Annotated in this window: 24 protein-coding genes and 1 pseudogene; 11 read left to right on the forward strand and 14 right to left on the reverse strand. The window is 71.4% G+C overall.

Going from position 1 to position 26,728, the window contains the following annotated elements; genetic code table 11:
* Nucleotides 1–24 precede the first annotated feature (24 nt).
* Together A5705_RS25055 and A5705_RS25060 are read left to right on the forward strand one after the other, a co-directional pair.
* Nucleotides 25–1,005, forward strand: coding sequence for a phosphotriesterase (locus A5705_RS25055; protein ID WP_067883744.1), 981 nt, complete (start codon nucleotides 25–27; stop codon nucleotides 1,003–1,005).
* Complete coding sequence (locus tag A5705_RS25060; protein WP_068280702.1) at nucleotides 998–2,479, forward strand: AMP-binding protein; 1,482 nt, start codon at nucleotides 998–1,000, stop codon at nucleotides 2,477–2,479. Before A5705_RS25055 ends, A5705_RS25060 begins: the two co-directional genes overlap by 8 nt.
* On the opposite strand, the pseudogene A5705_RS25065 reads toward A5705_RS25060, so the two are convergent.
* Nucleotides 2,445–3,642, reverse strand: a pseudogene (locus A5705_RS25065) (acyltransferase family protein). The gene A5705_RS25060 and the pseudogene A5705_RS25065 sit on opposite strands and share 35 nt — an antisense overlap.
* A gap of 99 nt (nucleotides 3,643–3,741) precedes the next feature.
* Here A5705_RS25065 and A5705_RS25070 point away from each other — a divergent pair.
* Both A5705_RS25070 and A5705_RS25075 read left to right on the forward strand, forming a co-directional pair.
* Nucleotides 3,742–5,040, forward strand: a complete 1,299-nt coding sequence (locus tag A5705_RS25070) for a DUF3068 domain-containing protein (RefSeq protein ID WP_068280710.1) — start codon at nucleotides 3,742–3,744, stop codon at nucleotides 5,038–5,040.
* Nucleotides 5,041–5,044: 4 nt separating this feature from the next.
* Nucleotides 5,045–6,730 carry a hypothetical protein gene (locus A5705_RS25075; RefSeq protein ID WP_068281040.1) on the forward strand — a complete coding sequence of 562 codons (1,686 nt, stop codon included), beginning with the start codon at nucleotides 5,045–5,047 and terminating at the stop codon, nucleotides 6,728–6,730.
* Here the strand turns inward: A5705_RS25075 and A5705_RS25080 are convergent.
* Nucleotides 6,714–7,868, reverse strand: coding sequence for a glycosyltransferase family 4 protein (locus A5705_RS25080; RefSeq protein WP_067883753.1), 1,155 nt, complete (start codon nucleotides 7,866–7,868; stop codon nucleotides 6,714–6,716). The two genes, A5705_RS25075 and A5705_RS25080, sit on opposite strands and share 17 nt — an antisense overlap.
* 184 nt (nucleotides 7,869–8,052) lie before the next feature.
* Between A5705_RS25080 and A5705_RS25085 the strand changes: the two genes are divergently transcribed.
* From A5705_RS25085 to A5705_RS25095, 4 genes are all read left to right on the forward strand, one after another.
* Nucleotides 8,053–8,820 carry a class I SAM-dependent methyltransferase gene (locus A5705_RS25085; RefSeq protein ID WP_068280715.1) on the forward strand — a complete coding sequence of 256 codons (768 nt, stop codon included), beginning with the start codon at nucleotides 8,053–8,055 and terminating at the stop codon, nucleotides 8,818–8,820.
* Nucleotides 8,821–8,914: 94 nt separating this feature from the next.
* The gene (locus A5705_RS25090; protein WP_067883756.1) at nucleotides 8,915–10,384 is read left to right on the forward strand and encodes an aldehyde dehydrogenase; all 1,470 of its coding nucleotides are present in this window, start codon (nucleotides 8,915–8,917) and stop codon (nucleotides 10,382–10,384) included.
* Between the two features lie 262 nt (nucleotides 10,385–10,646).
* Entirely contained in the window at nucleotides 10,647–10,778 is a 132-nt protein-coding gene (locus A5705_RS28930; protein ID WP_255383006.1) for a hypothetical protein, read from the forward strand.
* Nucleotides 10,775–11,410, forward strand: coding sequence for a TetR/AcrR family transcriptional regulator (locus A5705_RS25095; protein WP_369803395.1), 636 nt, complete (start codon nucleotides 10,775–10,777; stop codon nucleotides 11,408–11,410). The genes A5705_RS28930 and A5705_RS25095 overlap by 4 nt, the downstream gene beginning before the upstream one ends.
* Before the next feature lie 29 nt (nucleotides 11,411–11,439).
* Here A5705_RS25095 and A5705_RS25100 read toward each other — a convergent pair whose 3' ends face one another.
* From A5705_RS25100 to A5705_RS25135, 8 genes are all read right to left on the reverse strand, one after another.
* Entirely contained in the window at nucleotides 11,440–11,736 is a 297-nt protein-coding gene (locus A5705_RS25100; protein WP_067883758.1) for a hypothetical protein, read from the reverse strand.
* Nucleotides 11,733–13,226 carry a class I adenylate-forming enzyme family protein gene (locus tag A5705_RS25105; protein WP_068280725.1) on the reverse strand — a complete coding sequence of 498 codons (1,494 nt, stop codon included), beginning with the start codon at nucleotides 13,224–13,226 and terminating at the stop codon, nucleotides 11,733–11,735. The genes A5705_RS25100 and A5705_RS25105 overlap by 4 nt, the downstream gene beginning before the upstream one ends.
* 68 nt (nucleotides 13,227–13,294) lie before the next feature.
* Nucleotides 13,295–14,086: a crotonase/enoyl-CoA hydratase family protein gene (locus A5705_RS25110; protein WP_068281043.1), complete on the reverse strand. Its 792-nt coding sequence runs from the start codon at nucleotides 14,084–14,086 to the stop codon at nucleotides 13,295–13,297.
* Between the two features lie 108 nt (nucleotides 14,087–14,194).
* Entirely contained in the window at nucleotides 14,195–15,604 is a 1,410-nt protein-coding gene (locus tag A5705_RS25115) for a wax ester/triacylglycerol synthase family O-acyltransferase (RefSeq protein WP_068280728.1), read from the reverse strand.
* A gap of 44 nt (nucleotides 15,605–15,648) precedes the next feature.
* On the reverse strand, nucleotides 15,649–16,851 hold the full coding sequence (locus A5705_RS25120; protein WP_068280730.1) for an alpha/beta hydrolase: 1,203 nt from the start codon (nucleotides 16,849–16,851) through the stop codon (nucleotides 15,649–15,651).
* Between the two features lie 105 nt (nucleotides 16,852–16,956).
* Nucleotides 16,957–17,487 carry a hypothetical protein gene (locus A5705_RS25125; protein WP_068280733.1) on the reverse strand — a complete coding sequence of 177 codons (531 nt, stop codon included), beginning with the start codon at nucleotides 17,485–17,487 and terminating at the stop codon, nucleotides 16,957–16,959.
* A 1-nt stretch (nucleotide 17,488) separates the two neighbouring features.
* Entirely contained in the window at nucleotides 17,489–18,787 is a 1,299-nt protein-coding gene (locus A5705_RS25130; protein WP_067883770.1) for a molybdopterin-dependent oxidoreductase, read from the reverse strand.
* On the reverse strand, nucleotides 18,784–19,437 hold the full coding sequence (locus tag A5705_RS25135; RefSeq protein ID WP_067883773.1) for a class I SAM-dependent methyltransferase: 654 nt from the start codon (nucleotides 19,435–19,437) through the stop codon (nucleotides 18,784–18,786). The genes A5705_RS25130 and A5705_RS25135 overlap by 4 nt, the downstream gene beginning before the upstream one ends.
* A gap of 201 nt (nucleotides 19,438–19,638) precedes the next feature.
* Between A5705_RS25135 and A5705_RS25140 the strand changes: the two genes are divergently transcribed.
* Nucleotides 19,639–20,586, forward strand: coding sequence for an alpha/beta hydrolase (locus tag A5705_RS25140; protein WP_067883775.1), 948 nt, complete (start codon nucleotides 19,639–19,641; stop codon nucleotides 20,584–20,586).
* Between the two features lie 7 nt (nucleotides 20,587–20,593).
* Here A5705_RS25140 and A5705_RS25145 read toward each other — a convergent pair whose 3' ends face one another.
* The 3 genes from A5705_RS25145 to A5705_RS25155 are packed head-to-tail and all read right to left on the reverse strand — an operon-like array spanning nucleotide 20,594 to nucleotide 24,100.
* A complete protein-coding gene (locus A5705_RS25145) occupies nucleotides 20,594–21,898 on the reverse strand; it encodes an amidohydrolase family protein (RefSeq protein ID WP_067883777.1) in 1,305 nt (434 codons plus the stop codon).
* On the reverse strand, nucleotides 21,892–23,082 hold the full coding sequence (locus tag A5705_RS25150; RefSeq protein ID WP_068280740.1) for a CoA transferase: 1,191 nt from the start codon (nucleotides 23,080–23,082) through the stop codon (nucleotides 21,892–21,894). The genes A5705_RS25145 and A5705_RS25150 overlap by 7 nt, the downstream gene beginning before the upstream one ends.
* A 22-nt stretch (nucleotides 23,083–23,104) precedes the next feature.
* Nucleotides 23,105–24,100 carry a MaoC family dehydratase gene (locus A5705_RS25155; RefSeq protein ID WP_067883781.1) on the reverse strand — a complete coding sequence of 332 codons (996 nt, stop codon included), beginning with the start codon at nucleotides 24,098–24,100 and terminating at the stop codon, nucleotides 23,105–23,107.
* Between the two features lie 30 nt (nucleotides 24,101–24,130).
* Here A5705_RS25155 and A5705_RS25160 point away from each other — a divergent pair, with 30 nt between their 5' ends.
* Nucleotides 24,131–25,276 carry an acyl-CoA dehydrogenase family protein gene (locus A5705_RS25160; protein ID WP_082956699.1) on the forward strand — a complete coding sequence of 382 codons (1,146 nt, stop codon included), beginning with the start codon at nucleotides 24,131–24,133 and terminating at the stop codon, nucleotides 25,274–25,276.
* 84 nt (nucleotides 25,277–25,360) lie between these two features.
* Nucleotides 25,361–25,768, forward strand: a complete 408-nt coding sequence (locus A5705_RS25165) for a CD225/dispanin family protein (protein WP_067883790.1) — start codon at nucleotides 25,361–25,363, stop codon at nucleotides 25,766–25,768.
* On the opposite strand, the gene A5705_RS25170 is transcribed toward A5705_RS25165, so the two are convergent.
* A complete protein-coding gene (locus A5705_RS25170) occupies nucleotides 25,765–26,727 on the reverse strand; it encodes an enoyl-CoA hydratase/isomerase family protein (RefSeq protein WP_068280742.1) in 963 nt (320 codons plus the stop codon). The genes A5705_RS25165 and A5705_RS25170 overlap by 4 nt on opposite strands.
* Between the last annotated feature and the right edge of the window lies 1 nt (nucleotide 26,728).

Below are 26,728 nucleotides of genomic sequence, written 5' to 3' on the forward strand. Positions count from 1 at the left end.
CCGAGTCGACCTAGAGTCGATCACGTGTCAGAACTCAATACCGCCCGCGGCCCCATCGATACCGCCGATCTCGGCGTGACGCTCATGCACGAGCACGTGTTCATCATGACCACCGAGATCGCGCAGAACTATCCCGAAGCGTGGGGCGACGAGGAACAGCGGGTGGCCGACGCCATCGACCGGCTCAACGAGCTGAAGTCGCGCGGGGTGGACACCATCGTCGACCTCACCGTGATCGGGCTGGGCCGCTACATTCCGCGCATCGCGCGGGTCGCCGCGGCCACCGAGCTGAATATCGTTGTGGCGACCGGGCTTTACACCTACAACGACGTGCCGTTCTACTTCCACTACCTCGGCCCGGGCGGGCAACTGGGTGGTCCGGAGATCATGACCGACATGTTCGTCCGCGACATCGAGGAAGGCATCGCCGACACGGGCGTCAAGGCCGGGATCCTCAAGTGCGCCACCGACGAGCCCGGCGTCACCCCCGGCGTGGAGCGGGTGCTGCGCGCGGTCGCGCAGGCGCACAAGCGCACCGGGGTGCCGATCTCCACGCACACCCACGCCGGGCTGCGGCGCGGGCTCGAGCAGCAACGCATCTTCGAATCCGAGGGCGTCGACCTGAGCCGGGTGGTCATCGGCCACTCCGGCGACACCACCGACGTCGGCTACCTCGAGGAGCTCATCGCCGCCGGCTCCTACCTCGGGATGGACCGGTTCGGCATCGATGCGATCGCGCCATTCGAGGACCGGGTGAACATCGTGGCGCAGATGTGCGAGCGCGGGCACGCCGACAAGATGGTGCTCTCGCACGACGCCAACTGCTACTTCGACGCGCTGCCCGAGGAGCTGGTGCCGCAGGTGATGCCGAACTGGCATTACCTGCACATCCACAACGACGTGATCCCCGCCCTCAAGGAGCGCGGGGTCACCGACGAGCAGCTGCACACCATGCTGGTCGACAACCCGCGGCGCATCTTCGAGCGGCAGGGCGCTTATGAGTGAACCGGTTGCACCCATCGGTTCACAGATTTCGGCGCTGGCCGCCCTCGCCCCCGACGAGCCGGCGGTCACCTGCGATCGCGTGACCCTCACCCGCGCCGAACTCGACCGCTCCACGAACCGGCTGGCCCGCGCGTACGCCGACCGCGGCGTCGGCGTCGGCGACTACGTGACCATGGTGCTGCCCAACTCCGTCGAGTGGATCCAGGCGGCGGTGGCGTGCTGGAAGCTGGGCGCGGTGCCCCAGCCGCTGTCGGCGCGGTTGCCGGACGCGGAGTTGCGGGGGCTGCTGGAGTTGCGTCCGCCCGCGTTGCTGGTGGGCCGCGAGCACGCCGGAATACCAAGCGTCCCAGCGGGTTTCACGCCAGACCCGGCGCTGTCCGACGCCGGGTTGCCCGAGGCGGTCTCGCCGGTGTGGAAGGCGATGGGCTCGGGTGGCAGCACCGGTCGGCCCAAGCTCATCGAGTCCGGCGGCGACAGCCGCATCCCGGCCGCCATCGGCTACCCGCTGGGCGCGCAGGAGGGCGACACGACGCTGGTGCCGATCCCGTTGTCGCACAACACCGGTTTCACCACCGCGACGCTGGCGCTGCTGATGCGCCACCACCTGGTGGTGATGAGCCGGTTCGACCCGCACCGGTTCCTGCGGCTGATCACCGACCACCGCGTCACGTTCCTGACGACGGTGCCGACGATCATGCAGCGCTCGCTGCCCGTCTACCACGCGGACCCCGATTCGTACGACCTGTCGTCGCTGCGGCGGTTCTGGCACATGGGCGCGCCGTGCCCGCCGGCCATCAAGGAGGCGTGGATCGAGCTGCTCGGCCCCGAGGTGGTCTGGGAGCTCTACGGCGGCACCGAATTACAGGCGCTGACCTTCATCTCCGGTGATCAGTGGCTGAGCCACCGCGGCTCGGTCGGGGTGGTGGTCGCCGGGGAGATGAAGGTGCTCGACGACGGCGGCAATCCCTGCCCGCCCGGGGTGGTGGGCGAGATCTACATGCGCCCATCGCCCGGCAGCGCGCCGACGTACCGCTACATCGGCGTGGAGGCGAAGAGCCGCGACGGCTGGGACTCGCTGGGCGACCTCGGCTACTTCGACTCCGACGGGTTCCTGTACCTGTCGGACCGCCGGGTCGACATGTTCACCGTCGGCGGCCGCAACGTCTACCCCGCCGAGATCGAGAACGCGCTGTCGGCGCACCCGGAGGTGCTGTCCTGCCTCGTCGTCGGCCTGCCCGACCCGAACGCCGGCGACCTGGGCCAGGTGCCCTATGCCCTGGTGCACGCGGCCGAGGGCTCCACGCTGGACGCCGAAGGCGTGAAAAGCTTTCTGCGCGAACGGATCTCGTCATACAAGGTCCCGCACACCGTCGAGTTCGTCGACACCCCGCTGCGGGACGACGCCGGCAAAGCGCGGCGATCGGCGGTGCGCGAGGACGTCATGGCGCGATTGCGTCCGCCTCAGCGTCTGTGACCTGGCTGGTGTCGGTGCCGCGCTTCTCCCAGCGGCGCAGCGCCTCCCGGCAGGGCGACTCGACCAGGCCGTAGCTGACGGCGGCGATCGCCCAGCCGAAGACCAGCGTCAGCGCCAGCACCGAGGGCATCCGGCCGGTGAAGGCGAAGATGCCCAGCACCGGGAACACCATGTCCAGCGCCGCCAGGTGCCAGATGAACAGGCCGTACGACCAGCGCCCCAGCGTCACCATCGTCATGCTCCCCAGCACCCGGTGCGGGGTGTCCGGCCGGTCCAGCACCAGCGGGGCGACGAGCGCGAAGGCCACCAGCGCGCCCATCGCCGTCTTGACCGCGAACTGCGCGGCGCTGCCGACCGCCAGGCCCGCCGGGCCCGCCAGCGGGGAGGCCGCGACCAGGTAGGCGGCCACCGCGATCGCGGCCATCAGCACGCGATGTCGCGCCAGGCGGTGCGGCAGTCCGATTCCGCTGTGCACCCATTCCGCCAGCAGCATGCCCGCGGCGAACCACGAGAAGAACGCCGGCGGCCAGTCCAGCGGGTTGTTCCACGTCCCGCTGTCGAGCGGCACCCAGGCCCAGGCGAGGCTGAGGGCGGCCAGCGCCGCGATCGCCGGCACCCGGGCCGCCGCCGGCAGGCGACGGGCCAGCAACGCCAGCACCGGCAACGCCAGGTAGAAGCTGACCTCGACGGAAAGGCTCCACATCTGTGTCAGGCCACCGGTCAGGGTGAGCGGCACATAGATCTGGGTGAGCGTGAGGTTGGCCAACCACACCGTCGGGCTGGCGTGATCCGAATCGGGCAGCAGGGTCAGGATCACCACGACCGCCACCACATAGGCCGGCATGATGCGGACGGCCCGCGAGCGCAGGTAATGCCCGGTACGCGGACGCGGCGCCAATCCCCGTGCCGCGGCGGCGTGCCCGCGCCACAGCAGGAACCCCGACAGCGCGAAGAACACCGCCACCGCCAGGTCGAAGCGGCCGAACAGCCGGCCGGCGACGCCGGTGGAGTGGCCCGTCTGGAAGGCGACGTGCGTGACGACGACGCCCATCGCCGCGCACGCGCGCATCCCCTCCACGGCGGGCAGGAAGCTGCGGATCCCACCCACCCGCTGGCCATCGGTCACGATCACAAGTGTGCCTGTCGTGTGGTGGCCGGCGAATCGGGTATTCGGCGCGGGGCTGCAGGGTTGGTAAGCCGGGGCCTTAAATTCTGCTGTTAGGGTCGAACGGGTTTGGGGACCACAAGGAGGGCGCAGCAACGTGAACCGAGCAGTCATGTTGCGATACGCCGCATGCGCGATCATCGGGCTCGGGGCCGCCCTGCTGATCGCGGCGCTGCTGCTGTCGACGTACACCAGCAGCAGGATCACCAAGATCCCGCTTGACATCGACGCCACGCTGATCAGCGACGGCAACGGAACCGCGCTGGACGCCGCCTCGCTGTCCAGCGACCACCTCGTCGTCAACCAGAACGTGCCGCTGGTGTCCCAGCAGCAGGTCAGCGTTGAAAACCCGGCCAACGCCGACGTCGTCACGCTGCAGGTCGGCACCTCGGTCCGGCGCACCGACAAGCAGAAAGACAGCGGCCTGCTGCTCGCGATCGTCGACACCGTCACGCTCAACCGCAAGACGGCGATGGCCGTCTCCGACGACACCCACCCCGGCGGCTCCGTGCAGAAGCCGCGCACCGTCAATGACGAGAGCCCGCCCACCGCGATGCCGCTCCGCCACGACGGGTTGTCCTACCGGTTCCCGTTCCACACCGAGAAGAAGACGTACCCCTACTTCGACCCGATCGCGCAGAAGCCGTTCGACGTCAACTACGACAACCAGGAAGACGTCAACGGGCTGACCACCTACAAGTTCACCCAGAACGTCGGCTACAACGCCGACGGCAAGCTGGTGGCCCCGGTGGCGTACCCGACGCTGTACGCCGACCAGACGACGGACTCCAAGTTCACCGCTTCCGCGGCGATGTGGGGCGTGCAGGGCGGCGACCCGAACGAGCAGATCACCATGACCCGCTACTACGCGGCGCAGCGGACCTTTTGGGTGGACCCGGTCTCCGGCACCATCGTCAAGGAGACCGAGCACGCCAACCACTACTTCGCCCGCGATCCGCTCAAGCCGGAGCTGACGCTCGCCGATTACAAGGTCACCTCGAATGAGGACACCATCGAGGCGCAGGTCAACGCCGCGCGCGATGAGCGGGACCGGCTCGCGCTGTGGTCGCGGGTGCTGCCGATCACGTTCACCGCGGTCGGCCTGATCGCGCTGATCGGTGGCGGGGTGCTCGCAGCCTTCAGCCTGCGCACCGAGAGCGCGCTGACCGACCCCGGGCTGGACCGCTCCGATCAGGAGTTCTTCGGACGCACCGGCCCCGAGGAACCGGTGCCCGGCGCCGAGGCCGAGACCGAGAAGCTGCCCACGCAACGCCCGGCCGCGGATCCGGAGTCGCCAGGTGCTGACCCGCCGACCCTGGAGGCCGACGAGCCGCCCGAGCCGGGGCCGCCCGAGCCGGGGCCGTCCGAAGCCCCCGGGCCGACCGAACGGGCCTAGCTCCCTGGAAGCGCTCACCGCGCGCTTGGCCCGACCGGGGTACGCGCTGTTGCTGGCGCTCCTGGTGGTCTCCCCGCTCCTGGCGCCCGGGTACCTGCTCCTGCGCGACGCGGTGTCGACGCCGCGGTCGTACCTGTCCGACACCGCCCTGGGGCTGACGGCGGCGCCGCGCGCGACGCCCCAGGACTTCGCGGTGGCGCTGGCTTCGCGCCTGGTCGACGGCGGGGTCGTGGTGAAGGCGCTGCTGGTGGCGGGGTTGTGGCTGGCGGGCTGGGGCGCCGCCCGGCTGGTCGCCGCGGCGCTGCCCTGCGCCGGCGCGCCGGGCGAGTTCGTCGCCACCACGCTGGCGATCTGGAATCCATATGTGGCCGAACGGCTCCTGCAGGGCCACTGGAGCCTGCTGGTGGGCTACGGCTGCCTGCCCTGGGTCGCGGCGGCGATGCTGCGGCTGCGGGACTCGGGGTCGGGCTGGTTCGCGCTGGCGTTCTGGATCGCGCTCGCCGGGCTCACCCCGACCGGCCTGTTGCTCGCCGCGGCGGTGGCGCTCGTCTGCGTGGCCGCACCGGGCGCGGGCCGTCCCCGGTGGCTGTGCGCCGCGGTGGCTTCGGGCGTCGCGCTGGTGGTCGCGGCGCCCTGGCTGACCGCGGCGGCGACGGGTTCGCCATCCGCCCCCGACGCCGCGCCCGGGGTCACCGCGTTCGCGCCGCGGGCCGAGCCCGGCCTGGGCACCCTCGGCAGCCTGGCCAGCCTCGGGGGCATCTGGAACGGCGAGGCCGTACCTTCCTCGCGGGCAACGCTTTTCGCGGTGTCGTCGGCCGTGGTGCTGCTGGCGGTGGTGGCGGCCGGGTTGCCGGTGGCGGCGCGCCGCCGCGCGGCGGTGCCGCTGCTGGCGCTGGCGGCGGTGTCGGTGGTGTTGCCGGCCGTCTTGGCGACCGGCCCGGGCCGGCACGCGCTGGCGGCGCTGGTGGACGCGTCGCCGGGCTTCGGTGTGCTGCGCGACGGGCAGAAGTGGGTGGCGCTCGCGGTGCCGGGGTACGCCCTGGCGGGCGCCGGCGCCGTGGTGACGCTGCGACGGTGGTTGCGGCCCCCGGTGGCGGCGCTGGTCTGCTGCCTGGCGCTGATCCTGGCGTTGCCCGACCTGGCGTGGGGCGTGTGGGGCAAGGTCTCGCCGGTGCGCTACCCGCCCGGGTGGGCGGCGGTGGCGGCGGCGATCAACTCGGATCCGCGGACGGTCGCGGTGCTGCCCGCCGGCACCATGCGGCGGTTCTCGTGGTCGGGCCCGGCGCCGGTGCTGGACCCGCTGCCCCGCTGGCTGCGCGCCGACGTGCTGAGCACCGGGGACCTGGCCATCTCCGGGGTCGTCGTGCCCGGGGAGGGCAATCGCGCCCGCGCCGTGCAGGACCTGCTCCTGACGGGGCCCGATCCCGCCGCGCTGGCCCCGGCCGGCATCGGATGGCTCGTCGTCGAATCGGACAGCGCCGGCGACCTGGGCGCGGCCCCGCGCACCCTCGGTGCGCTGACGCCGGTCTACCGCGACAACGAGTTCGCGCTGTATCGGATCGGCGGCGACACCGCCGGCGTCCCGCCCGCCCGGCGCACCGCGGCACTGATCGCGCACCTGGCCTGGCTGGCCGTGCTGATCGGCTCGGCCGCCGGCGCGGGGCTCTCCCGGGTCAGACGACGCCGCTGACGAACTCGCCGGCCCGAACGGCTTCGAGCACGCCACGCATCGCCTCGGCGCTCTGCGTCCAGGAGAACTCGCCGCTGCGCGCCTGCGCCTTGGCGCCGAGTTGGTCGCGCAGCACCGGGTCGGACAGCAGCTGCTCGAGGCGGTCCGTCAGTTCGGCGCGGCTGTCCACCAGCATCCCGGTCACCCCGTCGACGATCGAGTCGGCCAGGCCGCCCGACGAGCGGTAGCCGATCGTGGGCACCGCGTGCTGGGCCGCCTCGACGACCGCCAGCCCCCAACCCTCCTTGCGCGACGGCAGCACGTGCACCCAGGAGCTTTGCAGCACATGGTGTTTGGTGAGGTCGTCGACGTGGCCGTGGAAGGTCACCGCCCCCGTCATGCCGAGCCGTTGCGCGTGGTCGACGAGCCGCTGCCGCCACCAGCCGTCGCCGACGATGTCGAGATGCAGACCCGGCAGGCGCGGCCGCAGCGCCGCGACGGCCTCCAGCGCGTCCTCGATCTGCTTGTGCGGCACCAGCCGAGAAAGCACGGCCACCCGCGGCGCCGCCGAGCGCGGCCCGGGCAGCGATTGCGGGGGCGCCTCGTCGAGGCCGTTGCGCACCACGGCGATCCGCTCGTGGGCCACACCCAGCGCCACCAGATCGCGGGCCGACGGCAGCGACACCGTCACGTACTGGTTGCGCCGGTTCAGCCGCGGCGACAGCCACGACTCGACGAACCAGCCGATCCGGCCGAGCAGGGGCCCCGCCACCGGCCACTGCTCGCGATGGCAGTGATGCACCAGCACCGCGACCCGGCGGCCGTACACCAGCCGGGCGAGGAACGGCAGTCCGTTCTGGGTGTCGACGACGACGTCGGGACGCGCGCGGCGCAGCGGCCCCAGACCGAGCCGCGCCAGGCCCATGGCCAGCAGCGCCCACACGTATACCGAGTACCGGCCCCCGGCGCGGTCGATCCGCACCCCGTCCACCACTTCGCGCCGGGCCGCGCCCGGATAGCGGGCGGTGCGGAGCGTGACGGCGACCCCCGACGCGGCCAGCTGCGCCCCGACCCGCTGCAGATACGCTTCGCTGCCGCCGCCCTGCGGGTGCCCGGTGTCGCGCCAGCACAGCAGCAGGACGGAGCGGAGAGCAGACATTACCGGCCAGCGTAGCCCGGTGACGATGCGCGCCGCGGTCTCGCCCGGCGTTGCCCCATCCGTCACATCCGCGCCTGGCTGGAAGGATGTTGTTCGTGTCCACCTCACAGCGACCCGTCTCGGGGCACAGAGACCCGTGTGGTGTGTGTGGCCAACGCGACCGGCGGGTCGTGGGGAGCCCTGGGTGGGCGTGACCGACCTCTTCGCGCGGCGGGCGACGCTTCGCCGGTCGCTGCGGCTGCTGTCGGAGTTCCGCCACGAGCGGTCCGACCCGGCGCGCTTTTATGCGGCGCTGGCCGCCGACACCGCCGCGATGGTCGGCGACCTGTGGCGGGGCCGCCACGGCGAACCGCCGGCGGGCCGCACGCTGCTCGACGTCGGCGGCGGCCCGGGGTATTTCGCGGCGGCCTTCGCCGGGGCCGGTGTCCGCTACCTCGGCGTGGAACCCGATCCGAGCGAGATGCACGCGGCGGAGCCGGCTTTGGCGCGCGGGCCGGGCGCGTTCGTCCGGGCTTCGGGCATGGCGCTGCCGTTCGCCGACGACTCCGTGGACATCTGCCTGTCGTCCAACGTGGCCGAGCACGTGCCGCGCCCCTGGCAGCTCGGCGGCGAGATGCTGCGGGTGACCAGGCCGGGCGGGCTCGCGGTGCTCTCCTACACCGTGTGGCTCGGCCCCTTCGGCGGCCACGAGATGGGTCTGAGCCACTACCTCGGCGGCGACCGCGCCGCCGAGCGCTACGCCCGCAGGCACGGTCGTCCGGCCAAAAACAACTACGGGTCGTCGTTGTTCGCGGTGTCGGCGGCCGACGGCCTGGACTGGGCGGCGAACACGGGCGCGCTCATCGCGGCATTTCCCCGCTACCACCCGCGATGGGCGTGGTGGCTGACGTCCGCGCCGGGGCTGCGCGAGTTCCTGGTGAGCAATCTCGTGCTGGTGCTCGCACCCCGGTAATGAAACGTGTTCTCGTTTTGCGTCGGCTTCGGTAGGGTGGCGCCATGCGCGCCGGCGACGATGCAGCGCGGAGCAATGAGGAGGAGCGGCGCAGATGCCCGACGTCAAGACCGAATACGACAAACTTTTCATCGGCGGCAAGTGGGCGGAACCGTCGACCTCCGAAGTCATCGAGGTGCACTGCCCGGCCACCGGCGAGTACGTCGGCAAGACGCCCCTGGCCGCGGCGGCCGACGTCGACGCCGCCGTCGCGGCGGCGCGCGCCGCGTTCGACAACGGGCCCTGGCCCACCACGCCGCCGAAGGAGCGCGCGGCCGTCATCGCCAACGCGCTGAAGTTGATGGAGGAGCGCAAGGACCAGTTCACCCAGATCCTTGCGGGCGAGACGGGTCAGCCGCCGACCGGCATCGAAACGATGCACTGGATGAGCTCGATCGGCGCGCTGAACTTCTTCGCCGGCCCGGCGGTCGACCAGGTCAAGTGGAAAGAGATCCGCAACGGCGGCTACGGCCAGAGCATCGTCTATCGAGAGCCGGTCGGCGTGGTGGGCGCGATCGTGGCGTGGAACGTGCCGCTGTTCTTGGCGGTCAACAAGCTGGGCCCCGCGCTGCTGGCCGGCTGCACCGTCGTGCTCAAGCCGGCCGCCGAAACACCTTTGAGCGCAAACCTTTTGGCGGAGGCCTTCGCCGAGGCCGGGCTGCCGGACGGCGTGCTGTCGGTGGTGCCCGGCGGCATCGAGACCGGACAGGCGCTGACCTCCAACCCCGACGTCGACCTCTTCTCCTTCACCGGCAGCTCGGCCGTCGGCAAGGAGATCGGCCGGCGCGCCGCGGAGATGCTCAAGCCGTGCACCTTGGAGCTCGGCGGGAAATCGGCGGCCATCATCCTCGACGACGTCGACCTGGCCGCCTCGATCCCGATGCTGGTGTTCTCCGGGATCATGAACACCGGGCAGGCCTGCGTGGCCCAGACCCGCATCCTGGCGCCACGCTCGAGGTACGACGAAATCGTCGATGCGGTAGGCGGTTTCATGCAGGCGCTGCCGGTGGGCCTGCCGTCGGACCCGGCCGCCCAGATCGGGTCGCTGATCTCGGAGAAGCAGCGCGCCCGCGTCGAGGGCTACATCGCCAAGGGCATCGAGGAGGGCGCCCGGCTGGTGTGCGGCGGCGGCCGCCCCGAGGGCCTGGACAACGGGTTCTTCGTGCAGCCAACGGTTTTCGCCGACGTCGACAACAAGATGACGATCGCCCAGGAGGAGATCTTCGGGCCGGTGCTGAGCATCATCCCCTACGACACCGAGGACGACGCGATCAAGATCGCCAACGACTCGGCGTACGGGCTCGCCGGCAGCGTGTGGACCGCCGACGTGCCGCGCGGCATCGAGATCGCGGAAAAGATCCGCACCGGGACCTACGCGATCAACTGGTACGCCTTCGACCCGTGCTGCCCGTTCGGCGGCTACAAGAACTCCGGCATCGGCCGGGAGAACGGGCCCGAGGGCGTCGAGCACTTCACGCAGCAGAAGAGCGTGCTGATGCCGATGGGATACACGGCCGACAGCTGACGCGCAGTGGATGCGCCCGGTGTGCGGCCGGCCGCACGCTGGCGGTGACGCTGCGCATCTCACGCATCTCACGCCTCGGGATTATGCATCAGAGCATAGATTTGCCCCGAGTGACGTTCGCGTCAAAAAGTATTGTGACGGCGGCCACACGACGTTTGCCGTGCTGCTGGACTTACTTAGGGAGTAAAACTTGCTTACTTGACCGATGTCTTATATGCTTCTCAGCATAATCTAGGGCCGCGCTCAGGCCGGGAGAAAAACAATGTGGATCATCGAACTCAACGTCGCCGGCTACCGGTTCACGCGCGAAATGCCCGACTTCAAGCGCCGCTCCTTCCGCTTCGGCCCGCGTAACATGCACTGGCCGGTACCGCGGCATTCGCACGCTGCATGATGCCGGCTTCCACCGACGCGAAGGCGGAGTCCACGCCGACCAAGCGCTGCGACACCCGCAAAAAGATGTTGGTCAGCGCCGCCGAGGTGATGCGCGAGCGCGGGGCCGCCGGGGTGACCATCGATGAGGTGCTCGCCCGCAGCGGCGCGCCGCGCGGCTCGGTGTACTACCACTTCCCCGACGGACGCAATCAGATTCTGGCCGAGGCGCTGCGCTACTCGGGCGACTCCGTCACCGCCATGATCGACGACGCCGCCGGCTGGGGCGCCAAGGCCCTGCTGCGCGAGTTCGTTGAGTTCTGGGAGCGTCTTTTGACCGAGAGCGACTTCGCCGCCGGCTGTGCCGTGGTCGCCGCGGCGATCGGCTCCGACGACGCCGAGCTCAAGCTGTCCGCCGAGGCCGGCGCGATCCTCGGCCGTTGGTGTACCGCACTGACGCGGGCGTTCGGCAACGACGGCTTCGCGGACGCCGACGCCGCGTCGCTGGCGGTCATGTCCATCGCCGCGCTCGAGGGCGCCGTCGTGCTGTCCCGCTCGACCCGCAGCACCGGCCCGCTGCACCAGGTGGGCGACCAACTCGAATTCCTGATCAAGGCGAGGGAATTCGTCATTCGCAACAAGATCGGGCAGTAGTCCACCGCCCCGCCGGGCGCTGAGCGCCGTTAGTCGCTGGCCGGCAGCGGCTTGACCTCCTTGAGCTGCAGCGCGGTCGCACCGACGCTCAGGCTGCCGGCGCCCGGCTTGGTCACCAGCACCTCGGCACCGGTCTCGTCGACGTAGCGCTTGCCCATCACGGTGCCGTCGGCGAAGTTCGGGTCGAGCTCGCCGGACCGCTCGCCGCCGATCGGCACCATCGGCGCGCCGCCGCAGCGCAGGTCGTCGAGGCTGTCGGCGCTTCGGACCACGATGACCTGGGTGTCACACACCTGGCTGGCGAGGCGGGTTCCGTTTTTGATCATGTGTGCAGTCCTTCCAGCTGTTCGACTATCTCGCGGCGCAGCACCTTGCCGGTGGGCGTGGTCGGCAGTTCGTCGGCGAACACCACCCGGTCGGGGGTTCGCGACCCCCGCAAGTTCTTGCGCACGTGCTCGCGGAGTTCCTCCGGGTCGGGGTCGATGCCCGCGGCGGGCACCACCACGGCGACGATCGCCTGGCCCCACTGCGGGTCGTCGACGCCGACCACCGCGACGTCGTGCACGTGGGAGTGCTCGATGAGCACCTCCTCGAGCTCGGCCGGCGCGATGTTCTCCCCGCCGCGGATGATGGTGTCGTCGCTGCGGCCACCGATGAACAGGTAGCCGTCCTCGTCGAGCAGGGCGATGTCGCGGGTCGGGAACCAGCCGTCCTCGTCGAGCACGGAGCCGATCCCGGTGTAGCGGCCGGACACCTGCTCGCCGCGCACGAACAGCTCACCGGTTTCGCCGGGCCCGAGCACCTTGCCGTCCTCGTCGCGGATCTGCACCTCGATGCCGGGCACCGGCCGGCCGACCGATCCCAACCGCCTGGCCGCGTGCGGAACCGTCGCGGCGTGCGCCTCGCGGTGGTCGTCCGGGCCGAGCACCGCGATCGTCGAGCTGGTCTCGGTCAGGCCGTAGGCGTTGACGAAGCCGACGTGCGGCAGCAGTTCGAGCGCCCGGCGCACCAGCGGCAAGCCCACCTTCGAGCCGCCGTAGGCCAGGTTGCGCAACGACGGCAGCCGGTGACCGCCGGCCTCCAGCGCGGTGACGATGCGGTCGAGCATGGTCGGCACCACCGTCGCGGTGGTCACCTGCTCGTCGTTGATCAGCCGCACCCATTCGTCGGCGTCAAAGTTGGGCAGATACACCATCTTTCGGCCGGCGTACAGGTTCGACAGGGCCGCGCCGACCCCGGCGATGTGGTAGGGCGGCACGCAGATCAGCGCGGCGTCGGTGGGCGCGGCCGACTCGAACTCGACCGTCCCGGTGACGTAGCTGGTGAGGTTGTTGTGCGACAGCTCGACGGCCTTGGGCTGCGACGTCGTGCCCGACGTGAACAGCACGACCGCCACCGACTCCGGGTCGGGAAATTCGGCCGCGGGCTCGGCGGCACCGGCCGCCGACAGGAACTCATCGGACGCCATCACCCGGCCCGACGCGTCGGAGACCATGTCCCGGTAGCGAGCGTCGACGACCACGAGCGGCTCGGGCAGCCGCTCGATCAGCGCCCGGATCCCGTCGGCGGACAGCCGGTAATTGAGCGGGGTGAAGGCCACCCCGGCGCGCGCGCTCGCGAAGATCAGCAGCGGCAGCATGGCGCCGCCGACCCCCACGTACGCCACGTGCTTGGCCGCGGACGCCGCGATGACACCGGCGCCCCCGTCGGCGAGGTCGCTGAGCTGCTGCGTCGTCAGCCGGGTGTCCCCGTCGACGAGCGCCGTGCGCCCGGGGTTGCCCGACGCGGCCATCTCCAGCAGCAGCGAAATGCTCATCCTCGGTCTTTCCGGATCCCCACGACGTTACAAATATTAGTCACAGTGTAACCCGTCCGGCCGGCCGATCACGTGCCCGTCCACCGCGGCGGGCGCTTTTCCGCGAAGGCGATCGCACCCTCTTTCGCGTCGTTCGACACGAACACCGGCGCCAGGATCTTGTTCTGCTCCGCCCACATCGACTCCGGGGTCCAGCCGCGGGACTCGACGATGATCCGCTTGGTGGCCGCGACCGCCAGCGGGCCGTTCGCCGCGATCTTCTCGGCCAGCGCGATCGCGGCGTCCAGCGCCTCGCCCGGCTCGGCCAGGACGTTGACCATGCCCAGTTCGTGGGCGCGCTCGGCGGAAAGGTTGTCCCCGGTGAGCGCCAGCTCCATCGCGATGGCCGACGGGATGCGCTGGGGCAGCCGTAGCAAGCCGCCGCCACCGGCCACCAGGCCCCGCTTGACCTCGGGTATCCCGAAGGCCGCGTCGGTGGACGCCACGATCAGGTCGGTGGCCAGCGCCAGCTCCGTCCCGCCGGCCAGCGCGAAGCCCTCCACGGCCGCGATGAGCGGCTTGACGGGCGGCCGCTCGGTGAAGCCCATGCCGCGGCCCTCGACGATGGGCACCTCGCCCCGCGCGAACGCCTTGAGATCCATTCCGGCGCAGAACGAGCCGCCCGCGCCCGTCAGGATCCCGACGGACAGGCCGGTGTCGCCGTCGAGCCGATCCACGGCGTCGGCCAGGCCCCTGCTCACCGCGGCGTTGACCGCGTTCTTGGCCTTCGGACGGTTGATGGTGATGATCAGGATCCGATCCCGTTGTTCGACCAGGACCTCGGGTTCGGAATCGGTGGCCGCTTCGTTGCCGGTGCTCACGGTGCCGCACAGCTCCTTCGGGTAGGGGTGGCTGCTTATCCGACCGATGGTAGCGGTCGGCGGAAATGGCATTGGCACCAGGCGAGAGCCCGGTTTCCGGGGCGGGTCTCAGGCCGGCGCCATCGCCGCCTCGACGACCGTCAGCTCTTCGGAAAGCCCTGCGGCCCTGCGTATCTCGATGAAGTCGGCGACCATGGCCTCCGTCACCTCGTGCGGGTCCTTCAGCGTGGCGCCGTCGGACAGCACCGAGATGTTGATCTGGTCGACGTAGCTCCACACGGTGATGTTCAGGCCGCTGCCGGCGGTCAGCGGGCCGACGGAGTAGATCTCGGTGACCAGCGCGCCGCCGACCCGGCCCCGCTCGGGCGGGCCGGGCACATTCGAGATGTTCAGGTTCAGGATCTTGTTGTGTCCGTCGCGCCCGGACGCCCACCGGAAGAATGCGTGGGTGGGCGCGGGCGGCATGTAGGCAGCCCACCGGCTGACCAGCTCCGGCCCCATCAGCTGGTTGCTTTCCTTGGCGGCGATCGCGTTCTCGTGGCTGCACTGCACCCGCTCCAGCGGGTCGTCGGAGTCGGTCGGCAGGCCCACCAGCACCCCGGTGAAGCGGTTCCCCGAAATCCGCTCGGGCGAGAAGTCGAAACTCATCGGCACCGACGCCAGCAGGGGCTCGGCCTTGCCGTCGTAGCGCAGCAGCAACGTGCGCAGCGCGCCGGCCGACATGGCGAGGACCATGTCGTTGATCGTCGCCCCCAACCGCTTGCCGGTCTCCTTGACGTCGGCAAGCGCGAGGGTGGCGGTGGCGAACCGGCGCTCGGGCGTGATCTTGTGGTTGATGAAGGTCGGCGGCGGCTCGAACGGCCGGGTCAGTTCCGGTGACAGCTTGCGCGAGCTGCGACGCACCCGGCCCAGGCCCTCGGCGGTATAGCGGACCGTGTGCGGGATGCGCCCGAGGTGACGGAGGTGATCGGCGAAGGCCGAACTCATCAGCTGCCGCGCGGTCGGGGCCGGGTCCGAGTGGTACGGCCGGCCCTCGGGCCCGGGCTGCAGGTCCATGCCGCGCGCCATCAGGTTCGCCGAGGCGACCCCGTCCGCGAGCGCGTGGTGGATCTTGCCGACGACCGCGATGCGGTGGTTGGCCAGCCCCTCGATGAAGTACATCTCCCACAGCGGGCGTGTGCGGTCCAGCGGGGTGCTGGCGATCCGCCCGATCGCCTCGTCCAACTCCCGGCGGCCGCCGGGCGCGGGCAGCTGCCACGGGCGGATGTGGTAGTCGAGGTCGACCTCGCAGTTCTCCCGCCACATCGGATGGTGGAACTTGAACGGGACCTCGACGAGCTGGTAGCAGAACGGCTCGAGCTTGTTCAGCCGACCGCCGATCACCTGGCGGAAGGCGTCGATGTCGAAGTCGCGTCGATCCGGCGCGAGTTCGATCACCGCGGCTTTGATGGTGTGCATGTGCACGTTCGGCGTCTCGCTGTACAGCAGTACCGCGTCCCAGCCGCTGAGCCTCTTCACCGGTGCCCCTTACCCATAGGGGGACATTACCCAGCGGCGGGAGCTCAGATAACCTCTTTCGCGCCGATCCGTGTTTTGGTGCGGTAGACGTGGTTGAGGAACAGCGATGCGGCGTGCGCCGCCGCACCGGCCCGCTCCCCGTCGATGAGGTCGTACCCGTGACCGGCGCCGGGCAGCTCCAGGTAGCCGACCATGGAATGCGAGACGGCGCGCAGCCGCTCGACGAAGCTGCGGGCCTGCTCGACCGGGATGATGCTGTCCCGGCTGCCGTGAATCACCAAGAACGGCGGCGCATTTCGATGCACGCGCGCGATCGGTGAGGCGTCGCGGAACACCTCGGGGTGCCGGGCGATCGACTTCCTGACCACCACGCGTTCCAGGAAGTCGACGAACCGGGCGCGTTCGGGAGTGGAACGGTCCTCCCAGTCGTAACGGCCGTAGATCCCGACCACCGCATCCACCGAGCTGTCGGCGCCCTCGGGCAGCTCGGCCCGGTGCGCGGGGTCGTCGGGGGCCAGCCCGGCCAGCGCGGACAGGTGGCCGCCGGCCGAACAGCCCGCCACCGCAACGAAATCGCGGTCGCCGCCGAACTTGTCGACGTTGGCGCGCGCCCACGCGATGGCGGTCTTGACGTCGGTGATGTGCCGAGGCCAGCGGTGGTGCGGCGCGACGCGGTAGTCGATCGCCAGGCAGACCCACCCCTGTTCGGCCAGCCGCGACATCAGCGCGGAGCCCTGGCCCATGCACCTGCCGTGCACCCACGCGCCACCCGGAACGAAGATCAGGACGGGTGCGGGTTGCGCGGGCAGGTCCTTGCGGCGCCAGACGTCGAGCACCTGCGCGGGGCTGTTCCCGTAGTGGACGCCGCGACGGTACAGGTAGCGGCGCCGGCGCATCGCCTCCCAGATCGGTGGCGTCCGCTCCGCGACGGGCCATTCGAGTTCGAGGTCGGCGGCCGAGACGATCCCCCGCAGGGCCGCGACGGACACCTCCTGGATGCTCTCGCGGCCCGGCCGGGGGCTCTCGTCGCGGGGCGCCGGGCGACGCATGCTCATCCCCGAGAAGTAGTCGGGTGCGTGGCGGGCGCCCCAGATGCCCATCGCCGTGAGCCCGCCCAGGGGCTCGAGGTGCTTGCCGACGACCGGCAGAGAAGCGCCGATATCGCTCAGGGCCAGCATGTAGTCCGCGGGTCCCGCCCGCAGCAACCACTTCACGCAGGGTGTCATGCGGGGTCCCCTCGCAGTCATGTACGGACTGTACCCCCGCGCGGACCGGCGAAACTGACGATTGCGTAAAGCTTCCTTTCGGCGCCGGCGAACGGCTGCGCCCGCGATTAGCCAGGCCGCGCCGGCTTACTGCTCAGACCGATTTGGCGGTTCGCCGCGCTGGGCGCCGGCGGCCCGAAAACGCAGCCCGGCGAGTCGCGCGGCGTAGCACAGCGCGCTCGCCGCGAACATCGCCGCGGTGAGCAGCAGCCACCTGCCCAGAAACGGCTGCTGGGTCTGCCCGGTGGCCGCCTGGTAGGTGGGCGCGCCCTGCTGGATGATGCCCGGGAGAAAGATCAGCAGCGTCAGCCCGGCGCCGAGGGCGGGGACCCGAATGTGGTTGCGCGCGCCGACTTTTGGAGGGCTCGACCGGGCGGCGCGCTGCCACAGCAGCCGGTCGGCCAGCGCGTAGAGCGGAAAGAGCAGCAGGTCGTGGGCGATCACCGCGGCGGCCAGCCAGACGGCGATCGACTGCCACCAGGTGCCCGAATTCCACAGCGTCACCGGCCGGAAGGTGGCCAGAACGTAGCCCAGCAGCGCGAAGCCGGACAGCATGGTCAGCAGATGCAGCGGGTGCGCGCCGTAGGCGGCCGCGAAACGCGTTGACAGCCCGGACATTTCAGTTCGGTTTGAATTCGATGGCGGTGACCCATTTGGTATTGTGCACGCCGGGCAGCGCGGGAACGACGATCCTGGCCGGATAGCCGTGATCCAGCGACAGGTCGGCGCCGTTGACCCGCAGCGCCAGCACGGCGTCCGGATCGCCGATCTGGTTGGCCTGCAACGTCGCCGCGCCGAAGGCTCCGCCCCGCTGCAGTGACGTGACGCGGGCCGCGCGGGGCGCGGGCACCCCGGCCAGCCGGGCCAGTTCGGCCAGCCGGACCCCACTCCAGGACTGCACCGTCGACCATCCCTCGACACAGGCGATCGGCAGCCGCGCCCCATGTTGGGGCAGGCCGGCCAGCGTGGCCCGGTCCAGCACCACCTCCGAGGGGCCGCCGCGCAGCGTCAATCGCCAACTCGCGCCGACGCTTTCGGGCGCGATCCCCGCGGCGGAAGCGGTCTTGTTGACCGGGAAGTCACCGCGGCCGCGCGGCAGCAGCAGGGCCGCCCGGCGGGAGGCGCCGCCCAGCGTCTGGCCGGCCGTCAGCACGGCGACGAGCAGGGCGCCGGAGCCGACCAGCGCCAGGGCGCCGCGCCGGCTCATCGTCGGCTCCGCCGGATCCGCCGAGACCAGCCCGTCGGGGTCGGGCGGTTCCGGGCGGGTATCGGTTCGGTTGGTGCGCAACACCTCTCGCAGCGGCATCGACCGCAGCCCGGTGAGCATGCGCGGAATCTTGAGCGCGATGTGCATCAGGAAGCCCGCGATCATGACCCAGGCCCCGAAATAGTGGGCGTCGTAGAAGCTGAACCCGAAGATGTAGTCGTACTGGATGTTCAGCACCCCGGTGACGATCTCGAACAGCACGCCACCGACCAGCATCAGCAACGACAACCGCTCCAGCACCTGCGCGAGGGAGCGCGCCGGCGGCCACACGAACAGTTTCGGGATCACCGACCACAGCTTTGCCAGCACGACCGGGATGATCACCAGGCCCAGCCCCACGTGCAGGCCCTGGGTCAGCCGGTACAACCACGACGGGCGGGTCGGCCAGGCGAAGGCCGGCAGCCGCAGCCAGCCGATGTCCGACGGGATGGCCTGTCCCAGTTGCGGTCCGTAGGCGATGTAGGACAGCAGCCCCGTGACGATGACGATCGGCAGCGCGACGAGCAGCACCAGCCCGAACACCGAGGTCAGCCACGGACCGCGCAGGGGGCTTCGAAACTGGAGGGGCAAGCGGTTCAGCCGCCGCACGCCCGGCGGGGGGTGCCCGTCGAGCGCACGCCACAGCCGGGCGGGGTACCCGTAGTCGCTCACAGGGCGGCCAGGCTCGCGACGACCCGCCCGCCGATCAGCCGGACGCCGGTCAGCGTCAGCCCCACCTGTGCGGCCAGGGTGGCGGCGCTGTCCACGCCGACCGACGCCCACCGGAACCAGGGCCCGACGTCACCGGCCGTCTCCAGCCGCACCCAGCGCGGACGGATGCCGATGGCCTCGGTCTCGAACTCGGCGATGCACCGCCCGCCGCGACCCAGCAGCTCGGCGGCGCGGGCCAGGATCCGGCGCGGATCGCCGCCGAGGCCGACGTTGCCGTCGACCAGCAGAACCGTCTGCCAGCGACCCGTTCCGGGCAGCGGCTCGAAAACATCGCCGAGTATCGCGGGCGCGCCGCCGCGCCCGGCCAGGCGGATCGCGGTGGCGGACCGGTCGATGCCCAGGGCGGGCACCCCGCGGCGGATCAGCCTGGCAACCAACCGGCCGGGCCCGCAACCCAGCTCGATCGTCGGGCCGGCGCACATCTGCGTCACGGCTTCGTCGAACACGTCGTCGACGGCGTCGCGCGGCACGTTGTCCGGGCATCGGTCGCCCAGCCAGCGGTGCGCCGGCAGCGGGCGAACCTCGCCGTCCTCGTGCCGGACCCAACACCTCTCGCCACCGAGCGCCCGATCGTAGAGATGCCCCAGCATGTCATGCCTCTCGCATCGTGCACGGCCGGGCGGCCCGGACGCGCCTCTGCCCCGGTGGGGGGTGTGTACGCGAACCCGCTTCGCCGGCACGCTGATGGACACGGGGTGCGCCGGCATTTCGATCAACGGGATTCCTACCCCGATCTTCGCTTGGCTAACCCAGCGGTTCACGGGAGTTATTCGGTGCCGGAACAAGCCCGGATGGATACTGGATCGGTGCCGAACGATGACGTTCACGACAGCGACGCTCAACACAACGACGTTCACCCCGACCTGCGCCTGTTCGCCCGCATCGTCCCGCGGCACCTGATCGGGCCCCGCACCCTGCCGGTGCTGCGGTCCCTGAGCGCCGTGACGGGGCGCCGGGGCAAACCCGGCGCGTCCGACGTCGAGGTGATCACCCTGGCGTCGGGGGCCGGTGTCCGGCTCTTCCGCCCGGTCGGGGTGGCCGCGCCGACCCCAGGGCTGGTATGGATCCACGGCGGCGGATACGTGATGGGCACCGCCCAGCAGGACGACTGGCTGTGCCGGCGGTTCAGCTCGAGGTTGGGCATGACCGTCGCGTCGGTGGAATACCGCCTGGCGCCCGAACATCCGTATCCCGCGCCGCTGGAGGACTGCTATTCGGCGCTCACCTGGCTGGCCGACCTGCCGGCGGTGGACCGCAACCGGGTGGCGATCGCCGGCGGCAGCGCCGGGGGCGGCCTGGCGGCGGCGCTGGCGCTGCTGGCGAGGGACCGCGGCGAGGTCAGTCCGGTATTGCAGCTGTTGGTGTACCCGATGCTGGACGACCGGAGCTCGGCCGCCGCGGCGAGCCCGCACCATCGGCTGTGGAGCACGCGCAGCAACCACTTCGGCTGGCAGGCCTATCTGGGCGGCGCCGACCCGCGGGTCGCGGTGCCGGCGCGCCGCGAAGACCTGAGCGGACTGCCGCCGGCGTGGATCGGCGTCGGGACGCACGACCTGTTCCACGACGAGGACCTGGCTTACGCCCGGCGCCTGATCGACGCGGGCGTGCCGTGCCACGTCGAGGTGGTGCCGGGCGCCTTCCACGGCTTCGACGCGGTGGCCCGCAAAGCCGCGGTGTCGCGGCGCTTTTTCGACAGCCAGTGCGACAGCCTGCGCGCCGCGCTCGGCCAGGCCGCCTGAGCGCGGGTCACATCGCGAAGTACACGAGCTCCCCGCCGATGACGGTGGCCGCCACCATGCCGGCGTCCAGCTCGGCCAGCACCGTGGCCGGCGGCTCGGTCAGCACGCACAGGTCGCCCGCCTGCCCGGTGTCCACGGTCCGCGCCCGCCCCGGCTGATCCGGCCGGCCCAGAAACATCGTCAAAGCCGTTAGCGCCGAGACACATTCATTCGGGTTGAGGACGGCGCCGCCGGGCGTGGTGCGGTACACCGCGGCGCGCATCGCCGTCCACGGGTCGCCGTGACCGAACGGCATGTCGGTCGACAGCGCCACCGGCACCCGCGCGTCCAGCAGGGAGGCGACCCGCCACAGCTGAGGGTGCTCGGCGGCGGGGACGTCGGCGAGGTAGTGGTCGCCGCGCTCGGCGACGAAGTTGGGCTGGGTCACCACGGTGACCCCGAGTTCGGCGAGATCCGCCAAGTTCTCGTCGGGCACGACGGCGGCGTGTTCGATGCGGTCCCGCGGGTGGCTGCCGGCCGCCCGCAGGGCCGCGATGGTGACCACCAATTGGGCGGCGGTCACGCAGTGCACGGCGACCGGCCGGTCGTCGCCGTGCTGTGCGGCGACCCAGGCCGTCAGGGCGTCCAGGTCGAGGCGGTCGTCCTGCAGGATCTTCTTACCCGGGGACAGGAAGCTCGGACGGGGCCGGAACTCACCGCGCCGGTGCGACACCAGCAGCGCGACCATGTCGTCGGCGGCGAGGTCGGGGGTGGCGTCGGTGACGCCGGTGACGCCGGTCGCGGTGATGCGGCGGGAAAGTTCGGCAAGGTCGGTTTCGCGCTGCGCCAGCGCGTCCGACCAGCCGCGGTCGGCGCTGCGCAGCCGGCCGTCGGGGTGTTCGGGCAGGCCGACCCGGCCCAGCGCCTCGGAGTTGAGCATCCACAGCGCCCCGCTGCGGTGCTGGATGCGCACGGGGACGTCGCGCACGAGCGCATCCAGGGCCGCCCGGTCCAGCTCCCCGGCGACCGACTCGTGGTAGCCGACGGCGCGGATCCATCCGTCGGGCCCGGGGGTGGCGTTCGAGAGCAGCTGCGTCAGTTGCTCTTTGGTGGTGACTCCGGGTGGCCCGACCAGGAAGGAGTCCAGCGCCGACGCCGCCGACCGCACGTGCACGTGGTGGTCGTGCAGGCCGGGCAGCACGGTTCCGCCGCCGGCGTAGAGCACGCCCTCGCCCTTGCGCGCCGCGAGGCCCTCGCCCATCTCCTCGATCTGCGCGCCGACCCGGATGTCGACGGTTCTGCCGTCCAGCAGGGTGCCCCGGTGAATCAGCATGACAAGCAACGCCTTTCGGCGACCAACCGGCGGACAGCCTCGTTGTCGGCGCAGAGCCCGGCCGCCCGACCGAGGGTCGCGGGCGCCCGCGGCGGCGGGGCCGGGTGCGGCGCTTCCGATGCGGCGGTGGGCAGCGCAGCGTAGCTCGCGGCCACTGCGGCCATCGACGCGTGGATCAGCTCGCCGCCGCCGCGGCCCAGCGATTCGGCGACCGCCAGCGTCGCCTCCAGGCCCGTCAGCGGATCGGCGATGGCGTCGCCGCAGAACACCGGCCCTTGGAAACCCGGGCGGGCGGTGCCCACCAGGCCGCCACCCACCGCGGCGTCGTCCCCGAACGCCGGCCTGGGATCGTCATATCCGGTGATCCGCAACCAGATTCGGCCCGCGCGCGGCGCCACGTGGTCCGGTCCCAGCCCGCGCCGCGCGAGCGCCGCGGGGCGCGAGCCCTCGATCACGACGTCGGCCACCGCGAGCAGCTCGTGCAGCTCGTCGGTCTGGGCGTCGAAATCCAGGCAGTAGGACAGCTTTTCGGCGTTCATCCAGTCGTAGAAGGCGCGGCTGCCCGCTCGGGTGCCGTCGGGGCGGCGCGGGCTTTCCACCTTGACGACGGTGGCCCCGCCACGCGCCAGCAGCCGCCCGCACAGCGGGCCGGCCCACATCGAAGACAGGTCGGCCACCAGCAGGCCGGCCGGCTCGCGCGGCGTTGCCGGGGCACCGATCCGGCTCATCCGCGGCGGGCCGGGCGCGGCCTCGCCGAGGCAGGCGACCGGGAGGTCGAGCAGGCGCGCACGCTCGACGATCGCGCCCGCCGGATGCGTTGCGGCCCAGCGCCGCAGCGCCGGCCACGGATCGGCGGGCGCCTCGTCAACCGCCAGCAGCGCGGGCACGGCGGCGACGTCGTCGGGGCGCGCCAGCGTGATCGCACACCACCCGTCGGCCGCAGCGAGCAACCGGGTGGCGCCGCCGGCCGACACCCGGCCCGCGCGGGTCAGCCCGAGCAGCGCGGCGCGCCCGGCCAGCAGGGCCGCCGCGTCGACGGCGATGCCCAACCGGCGGCCGACGGCCGCGGCCACGTCCTCGGCGCGGGCCAGCACGTTGGCGCGGGAGAAGTCGGGCGGCCCGTCCGGCATGCCCGTCAGGTAGGCCAGCCCGCTGCTGCCCCACCCGGTCGACGTCGTCACCATCCCATTGTGCGCGTGGGGCGAACTAGAAATGCAGCGCGCTGTATCGCCAGTCCAGCACCGGGCGGTCGGGATCGCCCACCGCGTAGACCAGCGACCGCAGCCCCAGCACCGCCCCGCGCTCGGTCGGCCGGGCGGTCTCGACGTGCAGTTCGCTGTACAGGGTGTCGCCCTCGTGCACCGGACCGGTGTGGTCGCAGGACTCCCAGCCCAACACCGTCACCAGGTTGGGCAGCAACCTGCTGGCCTGGGCCAGCGCCAGCCCGATGGTGTGCCCGCCGTACACCAGCCGTTGCCCGCCGACGCGCGAATCGTGGTGTGTGGCGGCGATATTGAGGGTAAGCCTGGCGAGTTCCGTTGCGCCGCTGACCACGTCACCGGTGCTGCGCAGCACCGCGCCCGCCAGGCCGGCGGGCAAATGCGGGCCCGGCACCTTGGTGCGGAACACCTCGGCGTCCCAATGCGCCGTCGGATCGTGGGCCGGGCCGGGAACGCCGGCGCCGACGGCCGACAGATCGTCGGCGGGGGCGCGCTCGGGATCGAAGTCCGGGCCGGCCGGCAGCATGGCGCACCGGTAGAAGTCGAGGACCAGCCGGTCGGCCTGGTCGATGGTGATCATCCGCAGCGCGGCCAGCCCCGTCGGCGCCCGGCCCGGCTTGGGCGAATTCGCCCGCAGCCCAACGACTTCGGTGCGCGTGTAGATGGTGTCGCCGACGACCGGGAAGCGGTGAAAGGTCAGCCCCCGATAGAACAAATTGGCTTTCACCCGCTGGGTCACCAGCGTCGACTGCCCGATCGCCACGTCGCAGACCAGCCCCGGGTGGGCCAGCGGCCCCGGCTCGCCCGTCACCGCGGTGCACAGCACCGCGTCCAGCGCCAGTCGCAGCCGATCCCCCAGGATCGCCTGGTGGGCGGCGGCCAGTCCCGAGGACAGCGTCATCGCCGGCGCCCAGTCGAAGACCTGGCCCACCGAGAGATCGTCGAAGTACGGGCCGCCCTCCCGCACACGCGCATAAGTCACCGGGCCAATATGGCACACGTGAGAACAGAGCTGAACGACGAAGAGGACATGCTGGTCGCCACGGTGCGGGCGTTCGTCGACCGCGACGTCAAACCCGGCGTCCGCGAGGTCGAGCACGCCAACGCCTACCCCGAGGCGTGGATCGAGCAGATGAAGCGGATCGGCATCTACGGCCTGGCCATTCCGGAGGAGTACGGCGGGTCGCCGGTGTCGATGCCCTGTTATGTGCGCGTCACCGAGGAGCTGGCACGGGGCTGGATGAGCCTGGCCGGCGCGATGGGCGGGCACACCGTGGTGGCCAAGCTGCTGACGCTGTTCGGCACCGAGGAGCAGAAGCGCGCGTACCTCCCGCCGATGGCCACCGGCGACCTTCGCGCCACGATGGCGCTGACCGAGCCGGGCGGCGGTTCGGACCTGCAGAACATGACGACGACGGCGCTGCCAGACGGCTCAGGCGGGTTGCGGATCAACGGTGCCAAGACCTGGATCAGCAACGCCCGCCGCTCCGGCCTGATCGCGCTGCTGTGCAAGACCGACCCCGACGCCACGCCGCGGCACCAGGGCATCTCGATCGTGCTCGTGCAGCACGGGCCCGGGCTGACGGTGTCGCGGGACCTGCCCAAGCTCGGCTACAAGGGCGTCGAGTCGTGTGAGCTGTCGTTCGACGACTTCCGCGCGCCCCAGGCCGCGGTCCTGGGCGGCCGGCCGGGCGAGGGCTTCGCGCAGATGATGAAGGGGCTGGAGACGGGTCGCATCCAGGTGGCCGCGCGGGCGCTGGGGGTGGCGACGGCCGCGCTCGAGGACGCGCTGGCCTACGCCCAGCAGCGGGAGAGCTTCGGGCGGCCGATCTGGAAACACCAGTCCGTCGGTAATTACCTGGCCGACATGGCGACCAAGCTCACCGCGGCCCGTCAGCTCACGCGCTTCGCCGCCGAGCGCTACGACAGCGGCGAACGCTGCGACATGGAGGCCGGGATGGCCAAGCTGTTCGCCTCCGAGGCCGCGATGGAAATCGCGCTGAACGCCGTCCGCATCCACGGCGGCTACGGCTATTCCACCGAATACGACGTCGAGCGCTACTTCCGCGACGCGCCACTGATGATCGTCGGCGAAGGCACCAACGAGATCCAGCGCAACGTGATCGCCGCCCAACTGGTCGCCCGGGGCGGGATCTGAGGCGAATCTCCCGGATCGCGCTCGGCGCCTGCTGTATATTTGCGGGACTTCTCGCACCGGCAAAGCCAGAGGGAGGCGGCTGCCATGAGTTATCCCCCTGGGCCGTACGAAGGTTCCCCGGAATGGCAGGGCCAACCGCAACCGTATTGGCAGGGCCAGCCGCCGCCCGGTTACCCGGCCCCGCAGCCGGGTTGGCCGGGGCAGCGCGAGCCGGACAACTACCTCGTCTGGGCCATCCTGGTCACGGTCTTCTGCTGCCTCCCGTTCGGGATCGTCTCGCTGGTGTACTCCACGAAGGTCTCCGGGCTGTGGGCGCAGGGACGGTATGCCGAGGCACAGGCCTCGGCCGAAAACGCCAAGAAGTGGGCCATCATCGGCGCGGTGGTGGGTGTGGCGGCGTCCGTCATCGGGGTCATTCTGTGGTTCGCGTTCATCGCGGCGGTGGTCTCGTCCATCCCGTCCACGACCACCACGACGTTCTCCGGCTTCTAACGCCCTTGGGCGCCGGCGAAAGTCGCGTCCACCAGCCCCCACCCGCGCGCGGTACCGGCATCGATCGCGCGCCCGGACAGCACCAAATACGCCGTGCGCCACCGCCCGATCCGGCGGGTGACGCTGACGGTTCCGCCGGCACCGGGGATCAGGCCGAGGCCCAATTCTGGCAGCCCGAACAGCGAATCCTCGTGCGCCTCAACCCATCCGCAGAACGCCGCCATCTCCAAACCGCTGCCCACCACCCGGCCGTGCACCTCGGCCCGGCAGGCCCGGCCGAGGCGGGCGGTCAGCGCGTCGAGCGCCAGGGCGGGGCTGTGCCGGGTGCGGGCCAGGTGCGCGCTCGCCGGGTCGGCGAAGGTCCCGAATTCCGCGAGGTCTCCCCCGCTGCAAAACGACGGGCCGTTGCCGCTCAACACGATCCCGGTCAACGACGGGTCCAGCAGCGCGACGGTCAGCGCCTCGAGCAGCGCGGCCCGCGCGTCGGTGGAGAACGCGTTGTGCCGCTGCGGGCGGTTGAAGGTGATGCGCAGCGTGTCGCCGTCGCGGCGGGTCAGCACCGGGTCGACGAGGCCGGGCGCGCCGGCCGGGCCGCGTTCGTGTAGCCAGCGGGCGAACTCCGGGCCGGCCTGCAGGGTCGAGTAGGCCAGCGACTCGGTCACCACCCCGGCCAGCGCCGGGGCCGCCGGGTCGACCGCGCGCAGCACGTCGTCGCACACGGCGCTGGCGTGCGGCCATCGCTGGCAGCGGCTCGTCAGCTCGGCCAGGGTTTCGGCCACCGACTCGACGGTGACCGCCCGGCGATCGGCACAGGGATCCTCGGTCAGGGTGAAAGTCGCTTGCTGCAGCCACGATTCGCCGGCCGCGATATCGGCGGCCGAGCCGACGGCGACGATCACGCCGGGCGGTGCAGCGGCGTCCGCATCGCCCTCGCTACCGACGTCGACGACCCGCAGCATG

It is taken from the genome of Mycobacterium sp. E787 (genome assembly GCF_001668725.1).
Taxonomy (GTDB): domain Bacteria; phylum Actinomycetota; class Actinomycetes; order Mycobacteriales; family Mycobacteriaceae; genus Mycobacterium.